The organism is Novosphingobium sp. (genome assembly GCF_031424035.1).
Classification (GTDB): Bacteria; Pseudomonadota; Alphaproteobacteria; order Sphingomonadales; family Sphingomonadaceae; genus Novosphingobium.
The window spans coordinates 25096-39922 of the sequence record NZ_JANPGP010000014.1 but is presented as its reverse complement, the minus strand read 5'-3'; the positions used below and the strand labels follow the sequence as shown (position 1 = coordinate 39922).

11 protein-coding genes are annotated in these 14827 nt (G+C 64.0%); 8 read left to right on the top strand and 3 right to left on the bottom strand.

Annotated elements, in window-relative coordinates:
• The first annotated feature begins 67 nt into the window (after positions 1–67).
• Genes prsK through RMO89_RS01755 form a run of 3 tightly spaced genes read left to right on the top strand, consistent with a single transcriptional unit; the run spans position 68 to position 5231 of the window.
• The gene (gene prsK / locus RMO89_RS01765; RefSeq protein WP_310530852.1) at positions 68–2110 is read left to right on the top strand and encodes an XrtA/PEP-CTERM system histidine kinase PrsK; all 2043 of its coding nucleotides are present in this window, start codon (positions 68–70) and stop codon (positions 2108–2110) included.
• Entirely contained in the window at positions 2111–3475 is a 1365-nt protein-coding gene (gene prsR / locus RMO89_RS01760; RefSeq protein ID WP_310530851.1) for a PEP-CTERM-box response regulator transcription factor, read from the top strand.
• A complete protein-coding gene (locus RMO89_RS01755) occupies positions 3468–5231 on the top strand; it encodes a tetratricopeptide repeat protein (RefSeq protein ID WP_310530850.1) in 1764 nt (587 codons plus the stop codon). The genes prsR and RMO89_RS01755 overlap by 8 nt, the downstream gene beginning before the upstream one ends.
• Here RMO89_RS01755 and RMO89_RS01750 read toward each other — a convergent pair whose 3' ends face one another.
• Together RMO89_RS01750 and panB are read right to left on the bottom strand one after the other, a co-directional pair.
• Positions 5232–6281: a DUF475 domain-containing protein gene (locus tag RMO89_RS01750; protein ID WP_310530849.1), complete on the bottom strand. Its 1050-nt coding sequence runs from the start codon at positions 6279–6281 to the stop codon at positions 5232–5234.
• 71 nt (positions 6282–6352) lie between these two features.
• The gene (gene panB / locus RMO89_RS01745; protein WP_310530848.1) at positions 6353–7222 is read right to left on the bottom strand and encodes a 3-methyl-2-oxobutanoate hydroxymethyltransferase; all 870 of its coding nucleotides are present in this window, start codon (positions 7220–7222) and stop codon (positions 6353–6355) included.
• A gap of 353 nt (positions 7223–7575) precedes the next feature.
• On the opposite strand from panB, the gene RMO89_RS01740 reads away from it, so the two are divergent.
• On the top strand, positions 7576–9171 hold the full coding sequence (locus RMO89_RS01740; RefSeq protein ID WP_310530847.1) for an amino acid permease: 1596 nt from the start codon (positions 7576–7578) through the stop codon (positions 9169–9171).
• A 69-nt stretch (positions 9172–9240) separates the two neighbouring features.
• Here RMO89_RS01740 and RMO89_RS01735 read toward each other — a convergent pair whose 3' ends face one another.
• The gene (locus tag RMO89_RS01735) at positions 9241–9732 is read right to left on the bottom strand and encodes a pyridoxamine 5'-phosphate oxidase family protein (protein ID WP_310530846.1); all 492 of its coding nucleotides are present in this window, start codon (positions 9730–9732) and stop codon (positions 9241–9243) included.
• Between the two features lie 122 nt (positions 9733–9854).
• On the opposite strand from RMO89_RS01735, the gene RMO89_RS01730 reads away from it, so the two are divergent.
• From RMO89_RS01730 to RMO89_RS01715, 4 genes are all read left to right on the top strand, one after another.
• Complete coding sequence (locus RMO89_RS01730) at positions 9855–10583, top strand: hypothetical protein (RefSeq protein WP_310530845.1); 729 nt, start codon at positions 9855–9857, stop codon at positions 10581–10583.
• On the top strand, positions 10522–12057 hold the full coding sequence (locus RMO89_RS01725; RefSeq protein WP_310530844.1) for a DUF6504 family protein: 1536 nt from the start codon (positions 10522–10524) through the stop codon (positions 12055–12057). The genes RMO89_RS01730 and RMO89_RS01725 overlap by 62 nt, the downstream gene beginning before the upstream one ends.
• A gap of 72 nt (positions 12058–12129) precedes the next feature.
• The gene (locus RMO89_RS01720; RefSeq protein WP_310530843.1) at positions 12130–13377 is read left to right on the top strand and encodes a putative DNA modification/repair radical SAM protein; all 1248 of its coding nucleotides are present in this window, start codon (positions 12130–12132) and stop codon (positions 13375–13377) included.
• On the top strand, positions 13374–14822 hold the full coding sequence (locus RMO89_RS01715; RefSeq protein WP_310530842.1) for a UdgX family uracil-DNA binding protein: 1449 nt from the start codon (positions 13374–13376) through the stop codon (positions 14820–14822). The genes RMO89_RS01720 and RMO89_RS01715 overlap by 4 nt, the downstream gene beginning before the upstream one ends.
• Positions 14823–14827 lie beyond the last annotated feature (5 nt).

Genomic DNA, 14827 nt, shown 5'->3' with positions numbered 1-14827 from the left:
CGTGACATCGGGCTGGCCTCTCCTTGCGGCAATCACGCACATTTTTGGCGCCTGCACGGCGGCAGGAATGGCGTTCTGGCTGATGCCGCGCCGGGCAAAGCTGGGCCGGGTCGGACTGGCCTGTGTCCTGGCGCTGGCGGTAAGCGTGTCTTGGTCAATCACGGCAGGAGCCACCGGCACCGAAAGCGCTGGCACGTATTTCGCTGAATCGGTGCGAAACATTGCCTGGCTAGCAGTCGTCTGGATGCTTTTCGAAACTGATGGCCGCAACAACTCCATCAAGGCGGTGCGACCGCTTGTTGTTGCCTTGGGCGCAGTCGAGATTATCGCCGGGTCGCTGCTAATCTTGCTGCATCGCCCGCTGAGCGGTTTCCTTGATCAGGACCAGGCGTTCGAGATGATGGTAAGCTTCCGCCTGATCTTTACCATCGGCGGTCTCGTCCTGCTTCACAACCTGTACAGCGGCGCATCCAAGCAGGCGCGGCTTGCTTTGCGCTGGCCGGCAGCGGGCCTTGCAGTGCTTTGGATCTATGATCTCAACATCTACACCGTTGCATGGATTGCCGGTTACTGGCCTGAGGGATTGGCCGCCTTGCGCGGTCTGTCGCTCGCCTGTGGGGCGCTATTCTTGCTGCCGGCGCTGGCAAAGCGGCAAGAGGAACTGCACTTCAGCCCATCGCGCATGGTCACCTTCCAGTCGGTCGCGCTGCTTGGGATCGGTGGATATTTCGGTGTGATGCTGCTGGCTTCGCAACTCGTCCATCTGGTCGGTCCGAAATATGCCAACCTGTTCCAGTTCGGGCTGTTCATTGCGGCATCCACCCTCGCTGTCATGCTGGTGCCGTCAAAGCGCCTGCGGTCGTGGGTCAAGGTCGTGCTGACTAAGCACCTCTTCCGCCACCGCTATGACTACCGGACGGAATGGCTGCGCTTTGCCGGCACGATCGGCCGGAGTGGTGAAAATGCGCTGCCGCTGGAACAGCGCGCGGTGCAGGCTGTCGCCCAGATTACCGAAAGCCCCGCCGGCCTGTTGCTGGTTCCCGGCGACAGCGGCGACTTCGTTCTGTCTAGCTCTTGGCAATGGCGCCTTGCCGAAGTCCCGGCTATCGCCCTTGATGCAGAGGCAGCGCGGCTGCTCGAACAGACTGGCTTCATTGTCGAACTCGATCAGGTGCGCGCCGGCAAGGATCACCGCGGCGAACGCGATGTCATTCCCGCGTGGCTGCGCGACGATCCGCAAGCGTGGGTTATTGTCCCTCTGCTGCATTACGAAAGGCTGGTCGGACTCGTCGTCTTGGCACGGCCGGCGAATGACCGGGCGCTCGATTGGGAAGATTTTGATGTCCTTCGGGTCATCGGCCAGCAACTCGCAACAACCTTGGCCGAACACACCGGGCAGGATGCTTTGGCTGAAGCCGCCCGCTTCGATGAATTCAATCGCCGCATCGCTTTCGTGATGCACGACATCAAGAACTTGGCGAGCCAGTTCGGTCTGCTTGCTCGCAATGCCGAACTTCATGCGGACAACCCCGAATTCCGCGCTGACATGCTGGTGACGCTGCGCAGCTCTGCCGACAAGCTTAACGCCCTGATTGCCCGCCTTTCGCGTTACGGGGCGGGCGGAAGCGACCGGGCCGAGAAGTGCGACGCCGCAGAGCTCGTCGAACGTGTCGCGCAGCAATTCGCCAGCAGCCATCAGGTCAACGTCGTCCAGCGGCAGGGCGGTGAGCTTTGCCTGAACCGCGAAGGAATCGAGCAGGCTCTGATCCACCTTGTCCAGAATGCCATAGATGCCAGCGATCGCGGCACGCCGGTGTTCATCGACCAGTCGACCGACGGCCTGACGGTGACAATACAGATCGTCGATTCGGGCGTGGGAATGTCACCCGAATTTGTCCGCACGCGCCTGTTCAGGCCGTTCGTTTCATCCAAGCCCGGCGGGTTTGGCATTGGCGCCTTCGAAGCGCGCGAACTTGTACGCGCAGCCAAGGGCCGGCTTGATGTCGAAAGCCGAGAGGGTCTCGGAACCCGCTTCATCATGCGCCTGCCGCTCGCCACCACGGCGGAACTGCTGTCGGGGCGCGAAAATCAAAACTGGAAAGTTGCCTGAATGCCCGAGCAAAAGCCCAAGTTGCTGATTGTTGAAGACGATGCCGGTCTTCAGGCCCAGCTTAAATGGGCCTATCCGGATTTCGACGTCGTGATCGTCGGAGATCGCGCTTCGGCAATTGCCGCCGTGCGTGCCGAAGAACCGCCAGTGGTCACCCTCGACCTCGGACTGCCGCCTGATCCCGACGGGACGAGCGAAGGCTTTGCCGTGCTTGACGAGATCATGGCTATCAAGCCTGACACCAAGGTCATCGTCGCCAGCGGACACGGTGCGCGGGAATCCGCGCTGCAGGCAATCGCGCACGGTGCCTACGATTTCTACCAAAAGCCGCTCGACATCGATGCCATTGGCCTGATCGTCCGCCGGGCTTTCCATCTGTATGAGATCGAGGAAGAAAACCGGCGTCTCGCATCGAGTGCCGGGGATGAGAACCGCGTGCTCGGCCGGATGATCACAGCCGCGCCCGAAATGGTGCGCGTTGCCCGGACCATCGAGCGAGTGGCCAACACCAATGTCTCGGTCATGCTGCTTGGGGCCAGCGGAACAGGCAAGGAGTTGCTCGCACGCGGCCTGCATGATGCCAGCGACCGGGCAAAAGGCGCGTTCATTGCGATCAATTGTGCGGCGATCCCTGAAAACCTGCTCGAAAGCGAGCTCTTCGGCCATGAAAAGGGCGCTTTCACCGGGGCGGTCAAGACCACCGAGGGCAAAATCGAAATGGCCGACGGCGGCACGCTGTTCCTTGACGAAGTGGGAGACATTCCACTCCCGCTGCAGGTCAAGCTGCTGCGCTTTCTGCAGGAACGGGTGATCGAACGGATTGGCGGGCGCACGGCGATCCCGGTGAACACCCGCATTGTTTGCGCTACGCACCAAAACCTTGAGGCGATGATCGCCGAAGGACGCTTCCGCGAAGACCTCTATTACCGGCTGGCCGAGATTGTTGTGAGGATCCCCAGTCTGGCCGAACGCCCTGGCGACGCAACACTGCTTGCCAAGGCCTTCCTGTCGCGCTTTGCCCGCGAGATGAACCCGATGGTCAAGGGGTTGGCTCCCGATGCCCTCGCTGCAATCGATGGCTGGCAATGGCCGGGCAACGTGCGCGAACTTGAGAACCGCGTGAAGCGCGCGGTGATCATGGCTGATGGCAAGCTGGTGGCAGCGGCTGACCTCGATCTGCCAGGCGGCACGAGCGAGGTGAGCAATCCGCTAAACCTCAAGTCTGCGCGGGAGAATACCGATCGCAAGATGATCCGGCATGCCTTGGCGCGCAGCGAAGGTAACATCTCCAGCACGGCCAAGCTGCTCGGCATCAGCCGGCCGACGCTTTACGATTTGCTCAAACAATACGACCTCCATGGCTGAGACCGGGCGCCCGGGCTGGTGGAAAGTTGCAGCTATCGCATTGGCGCTGGCCGCCTCAGCTTCACCAGGCCTTGGAGATATCAGCAGCCGCGATGCTGCGTTTGCCAAGGCCCGCGCCGCGCTGGCTCGCGGTGATGGTGTCGCGGCCGAAATCGCGCTGAGGGATGCGCAGGCGCAGGGCGCCGACAAACGTACGATTGCCGCCGGCATGGGCGAGGCCTTCCTCGCCGAGGGGAAACTCGACAAAGCGCGCGAATGGCTGGGTCCTGCGCAGTTCGCCGAAGCTGACCAGACGCGTGGATTGCGCATGCTTTCGCGCCTCGAAAGCCAGCAAGGCAACACGGCTGCAGCATTGGCGGCGCTTGAGAAGGCGATCGAAGGCGATACCAAGGACGCCGATTCTTGGGTGGATCTCGCACAATTACGGTACCGCACCGGCAACCAGTTAGCCGCGCTTGATTCCTTGCAATCCGCATTGAAGGTCGGGCCTGACAATCTGCGTGCGCTGGACTTTCAGGGCCTGATCGTCCGCGATCAGTTCGGTCCGGAAGCGGCGCTGGTGTGGTTTGAGCGCGGACTGATGAAATCGCCGAACGATGGTGTCTTGCTGGCGGACTACGCTGCAACGTTGGGCGAGCTTGGCCGCTACCGCGAGATGCTGGTGGTAACCCGGCGCATGCTGGAGCTGGGTGTTGCGGAAGCGCGGGCGCAATATCTGCAAGGGGTGCTGGCAGCGCGGGCGGGCAACCTCTCGCTGGCGCGGGCTTGCCTTAACCGGGCAGGAGCGGTGGCCGACAATATGCCCTCAGCCAGCCTGCTTTCCGGCATTATCCACCTGCAGGATGGCAATCCAAAGCTTGCGGTTGACGCGTTCCAGCGCATTACCGGGCAGCAGCCGCAGAATGAGGCAGCGCAATTATTGCTCGCCCGTGCACTGTACGAGGCCGGCGATCAGAAGGGCGTAATCGCGCGTTATTCCGACTGGGCATCAAGTTCGTCTGCTCCGCCCTACCTGTTGACGTTGGTGGCCCGCGCTTATGAGGATACCGGCGACCGGGTGCTTGCAGCCCCCTTGCTCGACCGGGCCGCTGCCGTTCAACAAGCAGGATTGCGACCAGCCTTTGGGTTTGCGGCCACCGGTTCGCCCCCGGCGGATGCAGCGGCAGCACAGGTTCGGGCAGCTCTCGTCAGCGGGCGGACCAATGAGGCGGTTGCTATCGGCGAGCGTCTCCGCAACGACTGGCGCGGCATGGGATCAGCGCACCTGCTGGCCGGCGACGCCTATTTCGCCGCCGGACGTTTCGACCTTGCCGCAAGCTCCTTTGCCGAGGCTGCCCGGGTTCGCGGGGATGACAACCTCGCGGTTCGGCTCGTGCTCGCCAATGCCGGGCAAGGCCGAATGGCGACCGGAGCGCAAGTGGCGGCTAGCTTCCTCGCCGCGCACCCGCAGAGCCCGGTCGCTGCCCGTCTTGCCGCCGACTATGCCGCCTCGGCTGGCGACTGGGGCCGGACGCGGATGCTGCTCGAAAACCTTGCGGCGGGCAGCGGTGGCCGCGACATGCGGCTGCTGAGCGACTTGTCATTCGCCCAGCTGCGTCTTGGCGACACAAAGGCCGCTGTCCAATCGGCCCGACGCGCCCTCGATCTCCAGCCTGCCAGTCCGGTTGCGGCACAGGCTCTTGCCATGGCGCTCAAGACCGGCAAGCAGAACGATGCGCTTGCCGCCGCACTCACGGCGCGGGCGGCGCGTCCCTGATCAGGCTTCGGCTTCGGCGCCGTGGCGGCGGTTCCAGCGGACGGACCACGACAGTGAAAGCCCGATCATCGCCGCGCCAATCAGTCCGGTGATCGCCTCTGGAATGTGGAACTTCGCTGAAGCGAGCATGATCCCGCCCAGCGCGATGATCGCCCAGAATGCGCCGTGCTCAAGAAAGCGATATTCCGCCAGCGTGCCCTTCTGGACCAGCATGATGGTCATCGATCGTACGAACATCGCGCCGATCGAAAGGCCCAGCGCGATGATGATCATGTTGTTCGAAAGCGCAAAAGCACCGATCACGCCGTCAAAGCTGAACGAGGCGTCGAGCACGTTGAGGTAGAGAAATCCGCCCAGACCCGAACGCACCACCGCGCCCGCCGCACGGTGCGCTGCTTCGCGCATTTCCATGATCGTGCCGATGGCCTCGACCGCGATGAAGCTGACCAGACCTAGCATGCCGGCGACGAGGAACGTCAGCGCCTCGGCCGGTTCAAGCAACAGCGAAATCCCGTAAATCACCAGCAGCAGCAGCGCGATTTCCAGTGCCTTGATGCTCGAATACTTGCTCAGCCAGGATTCCAGCCCCTTGATCCAGTGCACTTCCTTGTCCGAATCGAAGAAGAAGCTGAGCCCGACCATGGCGAGGAAAGCGCCGCCGAAACCGGCAATGCCAACGTGCGCGCTGGAGACAATCGCCTCGTATTCCTTTGGGTTGTTGAGCGATAGCTTCACCGCCTCAACCGGGCCAAGCCCCGCCGCGATGGCAACAATCGCCAGCGGAAACACGATGCGCATGCCGAACACGGCGATGACCATGCCCCATGTCAGGAACCGGCGCTGCCAGACTTCATCCATTTCCTGCAGCACCGTGGCGTTGACCACAGCGTTGTCGAACGACAGCGAGATTTCGAGGATCGACAGCACGACGACGATCCACAGGACCGAAAGCATGCCGCTCATCGTGCCGTGAAGCTGCCAACCGTACAGCGCGCCAAGCGCAAGGCAAATGACGGTAAAAAGGATGGAACCCTTGTAGAAACGGAGCAAGGCAGGCCTCGATTGCTGAAAGTGGGGGGATTGCTGAAAGTGGGGGGATTGTTGAAAGTGGGGGGAGTGGATTACTTGGGTTGATACGTCTGTTCGACGCCCGGAAACGCGCGCGAACGCACATCGGTTGCATAACGCTCTGCCGCCGCCGAAATGGTATCGGCAATTTCCTCATACCGGCGGACGAACCGGGGGACGCGTTCGAACATACCAAGCATGTCTTCGGTGACGAGCACTTGCCCATCGCATTGCGCCGAAGCGCCGATGCCGATGGTCGGGCAGGCCACGGCCTTGGTCACGTCAATGGCGATCGGTTCGACCACGCCTTCGATCACGATTGCGAAAGCTCCAGCGGCGTCGAGCGCTTTCGCGTCCGAGACGATCTTGGCGGCTTCGGCATCGCTGCGGCCGCGCGCGTTGTAACCGCCGAGCACGTTGACCGCTTGCGGAGTCAGCCCGACATGGCCGATCACCGGGATGCCGCGCTTGACGAGGAACTCGACCGTTGGTGCCATCGCCTCGCCGCCTTCAAGCTTCACGCCTGCGCAGCCAGTCTCCTTGAGCAGGCGCGAGGCGTTTTCGAAGGCCTGCTGGGGGGAGGCCTCATAGCTGCCGAACGGCATGTCGACGATGACCACCGAATGATACGATCCGCGCACCACTGCCGCGCCGTGTGCCACCATCATGTCGAGCGTCACCGGCACGCTGGAAGGCAGGCCATAGATTACCTGGCCCAGCGAATCCCCGACCAGCAGCACGTCACAATGGGCGTCAAGCAATTGCGCCTGCCGGGCCGTGTAGGCGGTGAGCATGACGATCGGTTCGGCGGTAACACCACCCTCCTTGCGCTTGCGGATCGCGGGCACGGTCAACCGCTTCATCGGCGTGGGCGTGGGATTGGCCCGGCTGGTGGCGGTATCAAGCTGGAAAGTTGACGACATGGCGGTTCCTTTAAGCGCGATTTCAGCAAAGCGCCAGACGCGAGAGTGGCAGAAATCCGTGGTGCATGGGTGACAGAGGTGACACCGTGTCACCCTGTTGTCCGGGGGAGTATTCGGCCAATTCCCGCCAGTTTTGGGCAGACGGGTCACGGGTGACACTTCGCGAAGCGCGCGCAGGTTCTTGATGGGGCAGCGTTTGCATTGTGCCGATAAGCCACAGAAAAGCGGCTGTAGGACAGCCTTTCCGCCCCAGCATGCGACAAACGTCTGGGGAATGCGCGTGTTTAGTGCTTGCCAATGAAACCAGTCCCGCTAGCTTCCGCGCCATAAATCAATCCGATCGGGGGAACCGCATGTTCGGTCGAGTAAAATCGCTGGACGCCATTTTGGCGACGGCAGAGAAGAAATCACTACATCGCTCGCTCGGAGCATTCCAGCTGACCATGCTGGGCGTCGGCGCCATCATCGGCACCGGCATTTTTGTTCTCACTGCCGAAGCCGCGCAGAAGGCCGGACCGGGCATGATGCTCAGCTTCATTATCGCCGGCCTGGTCTGCGCCGTGGCGGCGTTGTGCTATGCCGAAATGGCATCGATGGTCCCGGTTTCGGGCTCGGCCTATACCTACAGCTATGCCGTCATGGGCGAACTGCTGGCCTGGATGGTCGGCTGGGCGCTGGTGCTGGAATATGCGGTGGCCGCCGGCGCGGTTTCCGTGGGCTGGTCAGGCTATTTCGTCGGACTGTTGCGTGAATATCTTGGCATTGGTTTGCCGCAGGAAATCGTCAATGCCAACGCGCTGATCGCTCATATCAAGCTTGCCTTCGGTGCGGCGCCTTCGGCTGAACTGTCTTCGGCACTGGAAGTGGGCGGTTACATCAACCTCCCGGCCTTCATCATTGCCCTGCTGGTCACGTGGTTGCTTGTCATCGGCACCAAGGAAAGCGCCTTCGTCAACGCCGTGCTCGTGGTGGTGAAGATCACTGCGCTGACGGCGTTTGTCGTGCTCGCCGTGCCGGTGATGCAGTCGGAGAATTTCCAGCCCTTCACACCGCTGGGCTTTGGCGGTGTTTCCGCTGCCGCAGCCTCGATCTTCTTTGCCTACGTCGGCTTCGATGCGGTCTCTACCGCGGCCGAAGAAACCAAGAACCCACAGCGCAACATGCCGATCGGTTTGATCGGCAGCCTTGCCATCTGCACGGTGTTCTACCTGCTCGTTGCTGCCGGCGTAATCGGCACCGTTGGTGCGCAGCCGGTACTCGATGCAGCGGGCAAGGGTATCGCTCCCGGCAATGCGACGGCCATGGCCGCTGCCTGTGCCAGCATCGCCAACGAAGCGGTGGTCTGCTCAAAGGAGGCGCTGGCCTGGACGCTGCGCGAAATCGGCTGGAAGCAGATTGGCAACCTCGTCGGCCTTGCTGCCGGTCTGGCCCTGCCTTCGGTCGTGCTGATGATGATGTTCGGCCAGACCCGCATCTTCTTCGTCATGAGCCGCGACGGCCTGCTGCCTGAAAAGCTCTCGACCATTCACCCGAAGTACAAGACGCCGCACGTGGTGACGATCATCACTGGCATTGTCGTGGCGATCTTCGCCGCACTGTTCCCGGTGGGCGCGCTTGCCGATATTTCGAACTCGGGCACACTGTTCGCCTTCGCCATGGTGGCGATTGCGGTGATGGTCCTGCGCAAGACCGATCCGAACCGGGTGCGTCCGTTCCGCACTCCGGCGGTGATGATCACGGCGCCGCTGGCGATCATTGGCTGCTTCTACCTGTTCTTCAGCCTCGATTGGTACACGCTGCGCCTGTTCGTTGGCTGGGCAGTTCTGGGTCTGCTGATCTATTACTTCTACAGCCGTCACCACAGCCACGTTGGCCGCGGTCTGGTCGAAGTTCATGAGGATGATGATGACATCCCGCCGAGCTCGGTGCCGCCGCTTCCGGGGATCTGATCTTCTGATTCGGCAATAAAAAGGGGCCGCTCCGGCATGGTGCGGCCCCTTTCGTTTGTGGGAACAGGGTCAGTTGGCCCGGTCGAGCCGGGTTTCACGGTGATAGCCTTCGGCATCCTCGCGCACGTCCATGCCCAGCATCATCTTGACCGTGGTCACCGGACCAAGGTCCGAATCCCAGATCGACGCATCGCCGAGGTCCATGCGCAGCATAATCAGGTCGGGATCGTCCTTGCCGCCGGGGAACCATGCCTCGACGAAGTTCGACCAGTGCTGTTCAAGCCGTTCGCGGCTGGTTTCCTCGACCAGCACACCGTGGAAGCGGGCGAACAGATCGTGGTTCTTGGAAGCGTAGGTAGCGGTTGCCGGCCCGCCCTGGGCGAAGCGGCCCGAGCGTGATGTGTAAAACCAGATGTTGCCGTGGCCTTCCTTGTCGAGCTGCGCGGTCATCGGCGCGGCGCTGTCCGGGTCGGCATCAAGCTGGAGCATCACCATCGGCGACTGCACCATGTTCTTCCAGAACTTCTCCTTGATCTCGTGATTGTTGTCATGGTCGGTCATGTCGGTCTCGCTTCGTGCAGGTGGGGGGTGTGGATGGAACCGCCGAGCCGCGCATCGGTTCCCTTGCCAAGCTGAGGCAATGAGAACATAAAAGGAACATATAGACGATTCGTGTTCCGATAATGATGACCAGCACCATGCCTCTATCCGCCCCGCAGACCGCGCGATGGCAGCCCGGTTTGGCCGGCGCGGCGCAGCATGCCGAGCTGTTCGCTCCGGGCGGGGAGGGGACAGGTGCGGCGCTGGCGCTTGCCTTGGCGCGCGATCATTTGCGCGGCGCGGCGGGCGATCCCCTGGCCGACGTCCCGGACGAGCGGGCATGGCTGTGGGTGCAGGACAAGGCGGCGATCCGCCTCTCGGGCCGTCCCTATCGCCCCGGCCTGCCGCGCGAACTGCGCCACCGGCTGATCCATGTCGCCGCAGACAAGCCCGACGATGCCCTGTTCGCCATTGAGGAGGGGCTGCGCTGCCGCGACCTTGCCTTTGTCGTGGGGGAGATTGCCGGCAACCCGCGCGCGCTGGATTTCACCGCATCGCGGCGGCTCAGCCTGGCGGTGGAGCGGCACGGTGTTCCCCTGTGGCTGGTGCGGCTCGATGCGGCGCGCGACCTGGGTTCGGCGCGGATGCGCTGGCAGGCACGCTCTGCCCCCTCCGCCTGGCCCCACCGCAACCCCCGCGCGCCGGGAGCGGCCACCTGGCAGGCCGAACTGTTCCGCGCGCGAAGTCACCCTCCCGGAGAATGGACCCTGCGCGATGAAGGAGGAGTGCTCCACATTAACGCGCCGCATCATGGCGATCTGGTGCGCGCACCTGTCGATCGACCGCTGGCGCCAAAGTCTTCCAGCGCCTGAAGGCTGCGCGCGCGGGACAGGGGCCGATGCTCAGCCGCATGCACTGATTGCCGAAACGGCGCACGGTTCAAGGATCACCGCGATCAACCCCGCGGCCGTGCAGGCCGGGGTGCGCCGCGATGCGCTGCTCGCCGATGCGCGGGCGGTTTGCCCCTCTCTGGCGACCAGTCCGGCCGATCCGGCGGGCGACCTGGCCTTCCTCGAAGCGCTGGCGCTGTGGGCGCAGCGCTGGGGGCCGTGGTCGGCGATCGATCCGCCCGATGGCATCATCATCGATGTCACCGGCGTCTCGCACCTGTTCGGCGGCGAGGCGGCGCTGCTCGGCGATGCCGGACGGCGGCTCTTTGCCCGCGGGCTGACTGTGCGTGCCGCGATTGCGCCGACCGCCGGGGCGGCATGGGCGCTCGCCCATTATGGCCCGCAACCGGCGATCATGCATGGCGGCGACAGCCTCGACGACCTGCCGGTCGCGGCACTGCGGCTCGATCCGGCGGTGAACCTGCTGCTGCGCCGGCTCGGCCTCAAGCGGATCGGCGACCTTGGCGGGGTGGCCCGGCCAGCACTGGCGCGACGGTTCCGCAACCGCCACAACCCCGCCGCCAATCCGCTGATCCGGCTAGACCAGTTGCTCGGCCGCGTGCCCGAGCCGCTGCTGCCGGTGATCGCGCATGAGGTGCCGTTGGTGCAGCGCCGCCTGATGGAGCCGATCCGCCACCGCGAGCTGCTCGACCGGGTGATGGCCGACCTCGCCAATGACATGGCCCGCCTGCTCGAAGCGCGGGGTGAGGGCGCGCGGCGGCTTGAGGCAGGACTGTGGCGCGTCGATGGCGAAGTGCTGGTGCGCCGGCTCGAACTCGCCTCGGCCAGCCGGGATGCGGCGCACATTGTCCGCCTGTTCGCCGCGCGGCTTGACGATGTCGATGCCGGCTTCGGGATCGAGATGGTCCGCCTGCGCGCGCCGTGGTGCGAGCCTGTCGCGCTGTCGCAGCGCGATTTCGATGCCGCTTCCGAAGAGCACGGCACCAGCCTTGCCGCCTGCATGGACCGGCTGGTGGTGCGGCTTGGCGAGGGTGCGGTGCGCCGTCCGGTGCCCCACGCCAGCCACTTGCCCGAACGCGCCCAGCGCTGGCACCCGCCGCTGGAGCCGCAGCCCGCCAGCCAGGGCGAACTCGCGTTTCACGAACGCCCCTTGAAGCTGCTCGACCGGGCGGAGCGGATCGCCGTGATCTATGCCACACCCGATGGCCTGCCGCGCCGGTTCAGCTGGCGCGGAAAGCTCCACGACATCACCCGCGCCGAAGGGCCGGAGCGGATCGCTCCCGAATGGTGGCGCGAACGCTCCTCGGCACGGCTGCGCGATTACTACCGGATCGAGGACGAGGCCGGCCGGCGTTACTGGATCTATCGCGCCGGGCTTGCGGGCGACGGGCGGGGCGGGATGCCCGAATGGTTTCTGCAAGGGCTGTGTGGTTGACCGGCCACAGCGCCCTCTCGGCCCAACGCAAAATCTCTGGCCTTTCCAGCAACCAGAACATATAAGGAACATATGTCGCAACCCAGCCTGATCGAACGCCTCGCCATCCTCGCCGATGCCGCGAAGTACGATGCCTCTTGCGCCTCGTCCGGAACGTCGAAACGCAACAGCAAGGGCGGCACAGGCATCGGTTCGACCGAGGGCATGGGCATCTGCCACGCCTATGCACCCGATGGCCGCTGCATCTCGCTGCTCAAAATCCTGCTGACCAACCACTGCGTGTTCGATTGCCATTACTGCATCAACCGCAAGAGTTCGAACGTGCGGCGCGCGCGGTTCACCCCTCAGGAAGTCGTCGACCTCACGCTAAGCTTCTATCGCCGCAATTACATCGAAGGGCTGTTCCTCTCCTCGGGCATCGTCAGAAACTCCAGCCACACAATGGAACAGATGGTCGAGGTCGCCCGCATCCTGCGCGAGGAGCATGACTTTCGCGGCTACATCCACCTCAAGACCATTCCCGAGGCCGATCCCGAACTGGTCCGGCAAGCGGGCCTCTGGGCCGACCGCGTCTCGATCAACGTCGAGCTGCCGACCAAAGCCGGCCTCACCAAACTCGCGCCTGACAAGAGCGAAGCCGTGATCGAAGGCGCGATGGCCGACGTGAAAGAGGCGATCGCCGAGAACAAGGACGCCCGCAAACACTTCCGCTCCGCCCCGAAATTCGCGCCAGCCGGCCAATCGACCCAGATGATCGTCGGCGCGGATGCCGCAAGCGATGCCGATATCGTCGGCAAGGCGAGCGCGCTTTACGGGAAGTTCCGCCTGCGCCGCGTGTACTATTCGGCCTTCAGCCCGATCCCCGATGCCAGCAGCGTGCTGCCGCTCAAACGCCCGCCGCTGATCCGTGAGCATCGACTGTACCAGTCCGACTGGCTGATGCGGTTCTACGGTTTTGCCGCAAGGGAAGTGCAGGCCGCCGCCGGGGCCGATGGCATGCTGCCGCTCGATATCGATCCCAAACTGGCCTGGGCGCTCAAGTTCCGCGAGAGTTTCCCGGTGGACGTCAACCGAGCGCCGCGCGAAATGCTGCTACGGGTTCCGGGGCTGGGCACAAAGGCGGTTGGTGCGATCCTCGCCAGCCGGCGGCACCGCACGCTGCGGCTTGAGGATGTCGCCAAACTCACTGTCTCGGTCACCAAACTGCGCCCTTTCATCGTCACGGCAGACTGGCGGCCGGTCCTGCTGACAGACCGCGCTGACCTTCGCGCCCTGATTGCTCCGCAGCGATCGGAGCAGCTTGAACTGTTCGCCGCATGACCCCGTTCCGCGACGCCCGCATTGCCGATGCCTGCGCCGTGCCCCTGGCCGCGCCCGATGACTTCGATGGCTGGCGGGAACAGGCGCGGCGGCTGATCATGGCCGAGGTGCCGCCTGACCGCGTCGTCTGGACCGTGCCCGGCGAGGGCAACGGCGATCTGTTTGCCGAAGCACTGGGGCAGTCTCGCCGGCTTCCCGCGCCGGCCCCTGCTGCCCCGCAACCTCGCGTATCGCGCGCATTCCTCACGTTGGCGAAAGCAGCGGCGATCCATTCCAATCCGCACCGTTTCGCGTTGCTATATCGTCTGCTGTGGCGGCTACAGGGCAAGCCCGGCCTGCTTGAGGATGCCGCCGATGCAGACGTGCGGCGGCTGAACGACCTGTCCCGCGCGGTGCGGCGCGACATTCACAAGATGCGCGCCTTCGTGCGTTTCCGCAGCGTGGCTGACGCGGACGGTCAGGAGCAATACGTAGCCTGGTTCGAACCGTCGCACCATATCCTGCGCACCAACGCCGCGTTCTTCGTCAATCGCTTCACCCAGATGCGCTGGTCGATCCTCACGCCGCGCGGCAGCCTGCACTGGGATGGCGCCGTCCTGCACGAAGGGCCGCCTGCCCGGCGCGAGGATGCCCCCGGCGGCGATCCCGCCGAAGACCTGTGGCGCCAGTACTATTCCTCGATTTTCAATCCGGCGCGCCTGAAAGTCGGCGCGATGGTCAAGGAAATGCCGCGCCGATACTGGAAGAACCTGCCCGAAGCCGCGCTGATCCCGGAACTGATCGCAGGGGCGCAGGCGCGGGAGGCAGCCATGGTTTCCGCCGGGGGCGACACCTTTGCCGGGGTCCCGCTCCCGCAGGATCTCGATGCCCTCGCTCGCGGACTGCGCGATTGCCGCCGCTGCCCGATCGGCTGCAACGGCACGCGCGCCGTGCCGGGCGAGGGGCCAACCGATGCCGCGCTGATGATTGTCGGCGAACAGCCGGGAGATAACGAGGAGATGGAGGGCCGGCCGTTCATCGGCCCCGCCGGCCAGTTGCTGACCGACTATCTCGGTCAGGCCGGCATCGACCGGGCGCAGGCGCGGCTGACCAATGCAGTGAAGCATTTCAAGTTCGAACCGCGCGGCAAGCGCCGCCTGCACCAGAACCCCACCGCCAAGGAGATCGATATCTGCCGCTGGTGGCTCGATGCCGAACGCGCCATCGTTCGGCCCAAACTGGTGCTGGGACTGGGGGCAAGCGCAGGCCGATCGCTCCTCGGCAAGACGACATCGATTCAGCAAGTGCGCGGCAGACCGATTGCCCTGGCTGACGGCAGCGAATTGTGGCTGACGGTCCACCCGTCCTATCTGCTGCGGCTCGATGGTGAAGCGCTGGAGACCGAAAGCAGCAAGTTCGCGGCAGACCTGGCAGCCGTTGCGGCCCGCCGCCGCGAACTTGTCTGAAACAC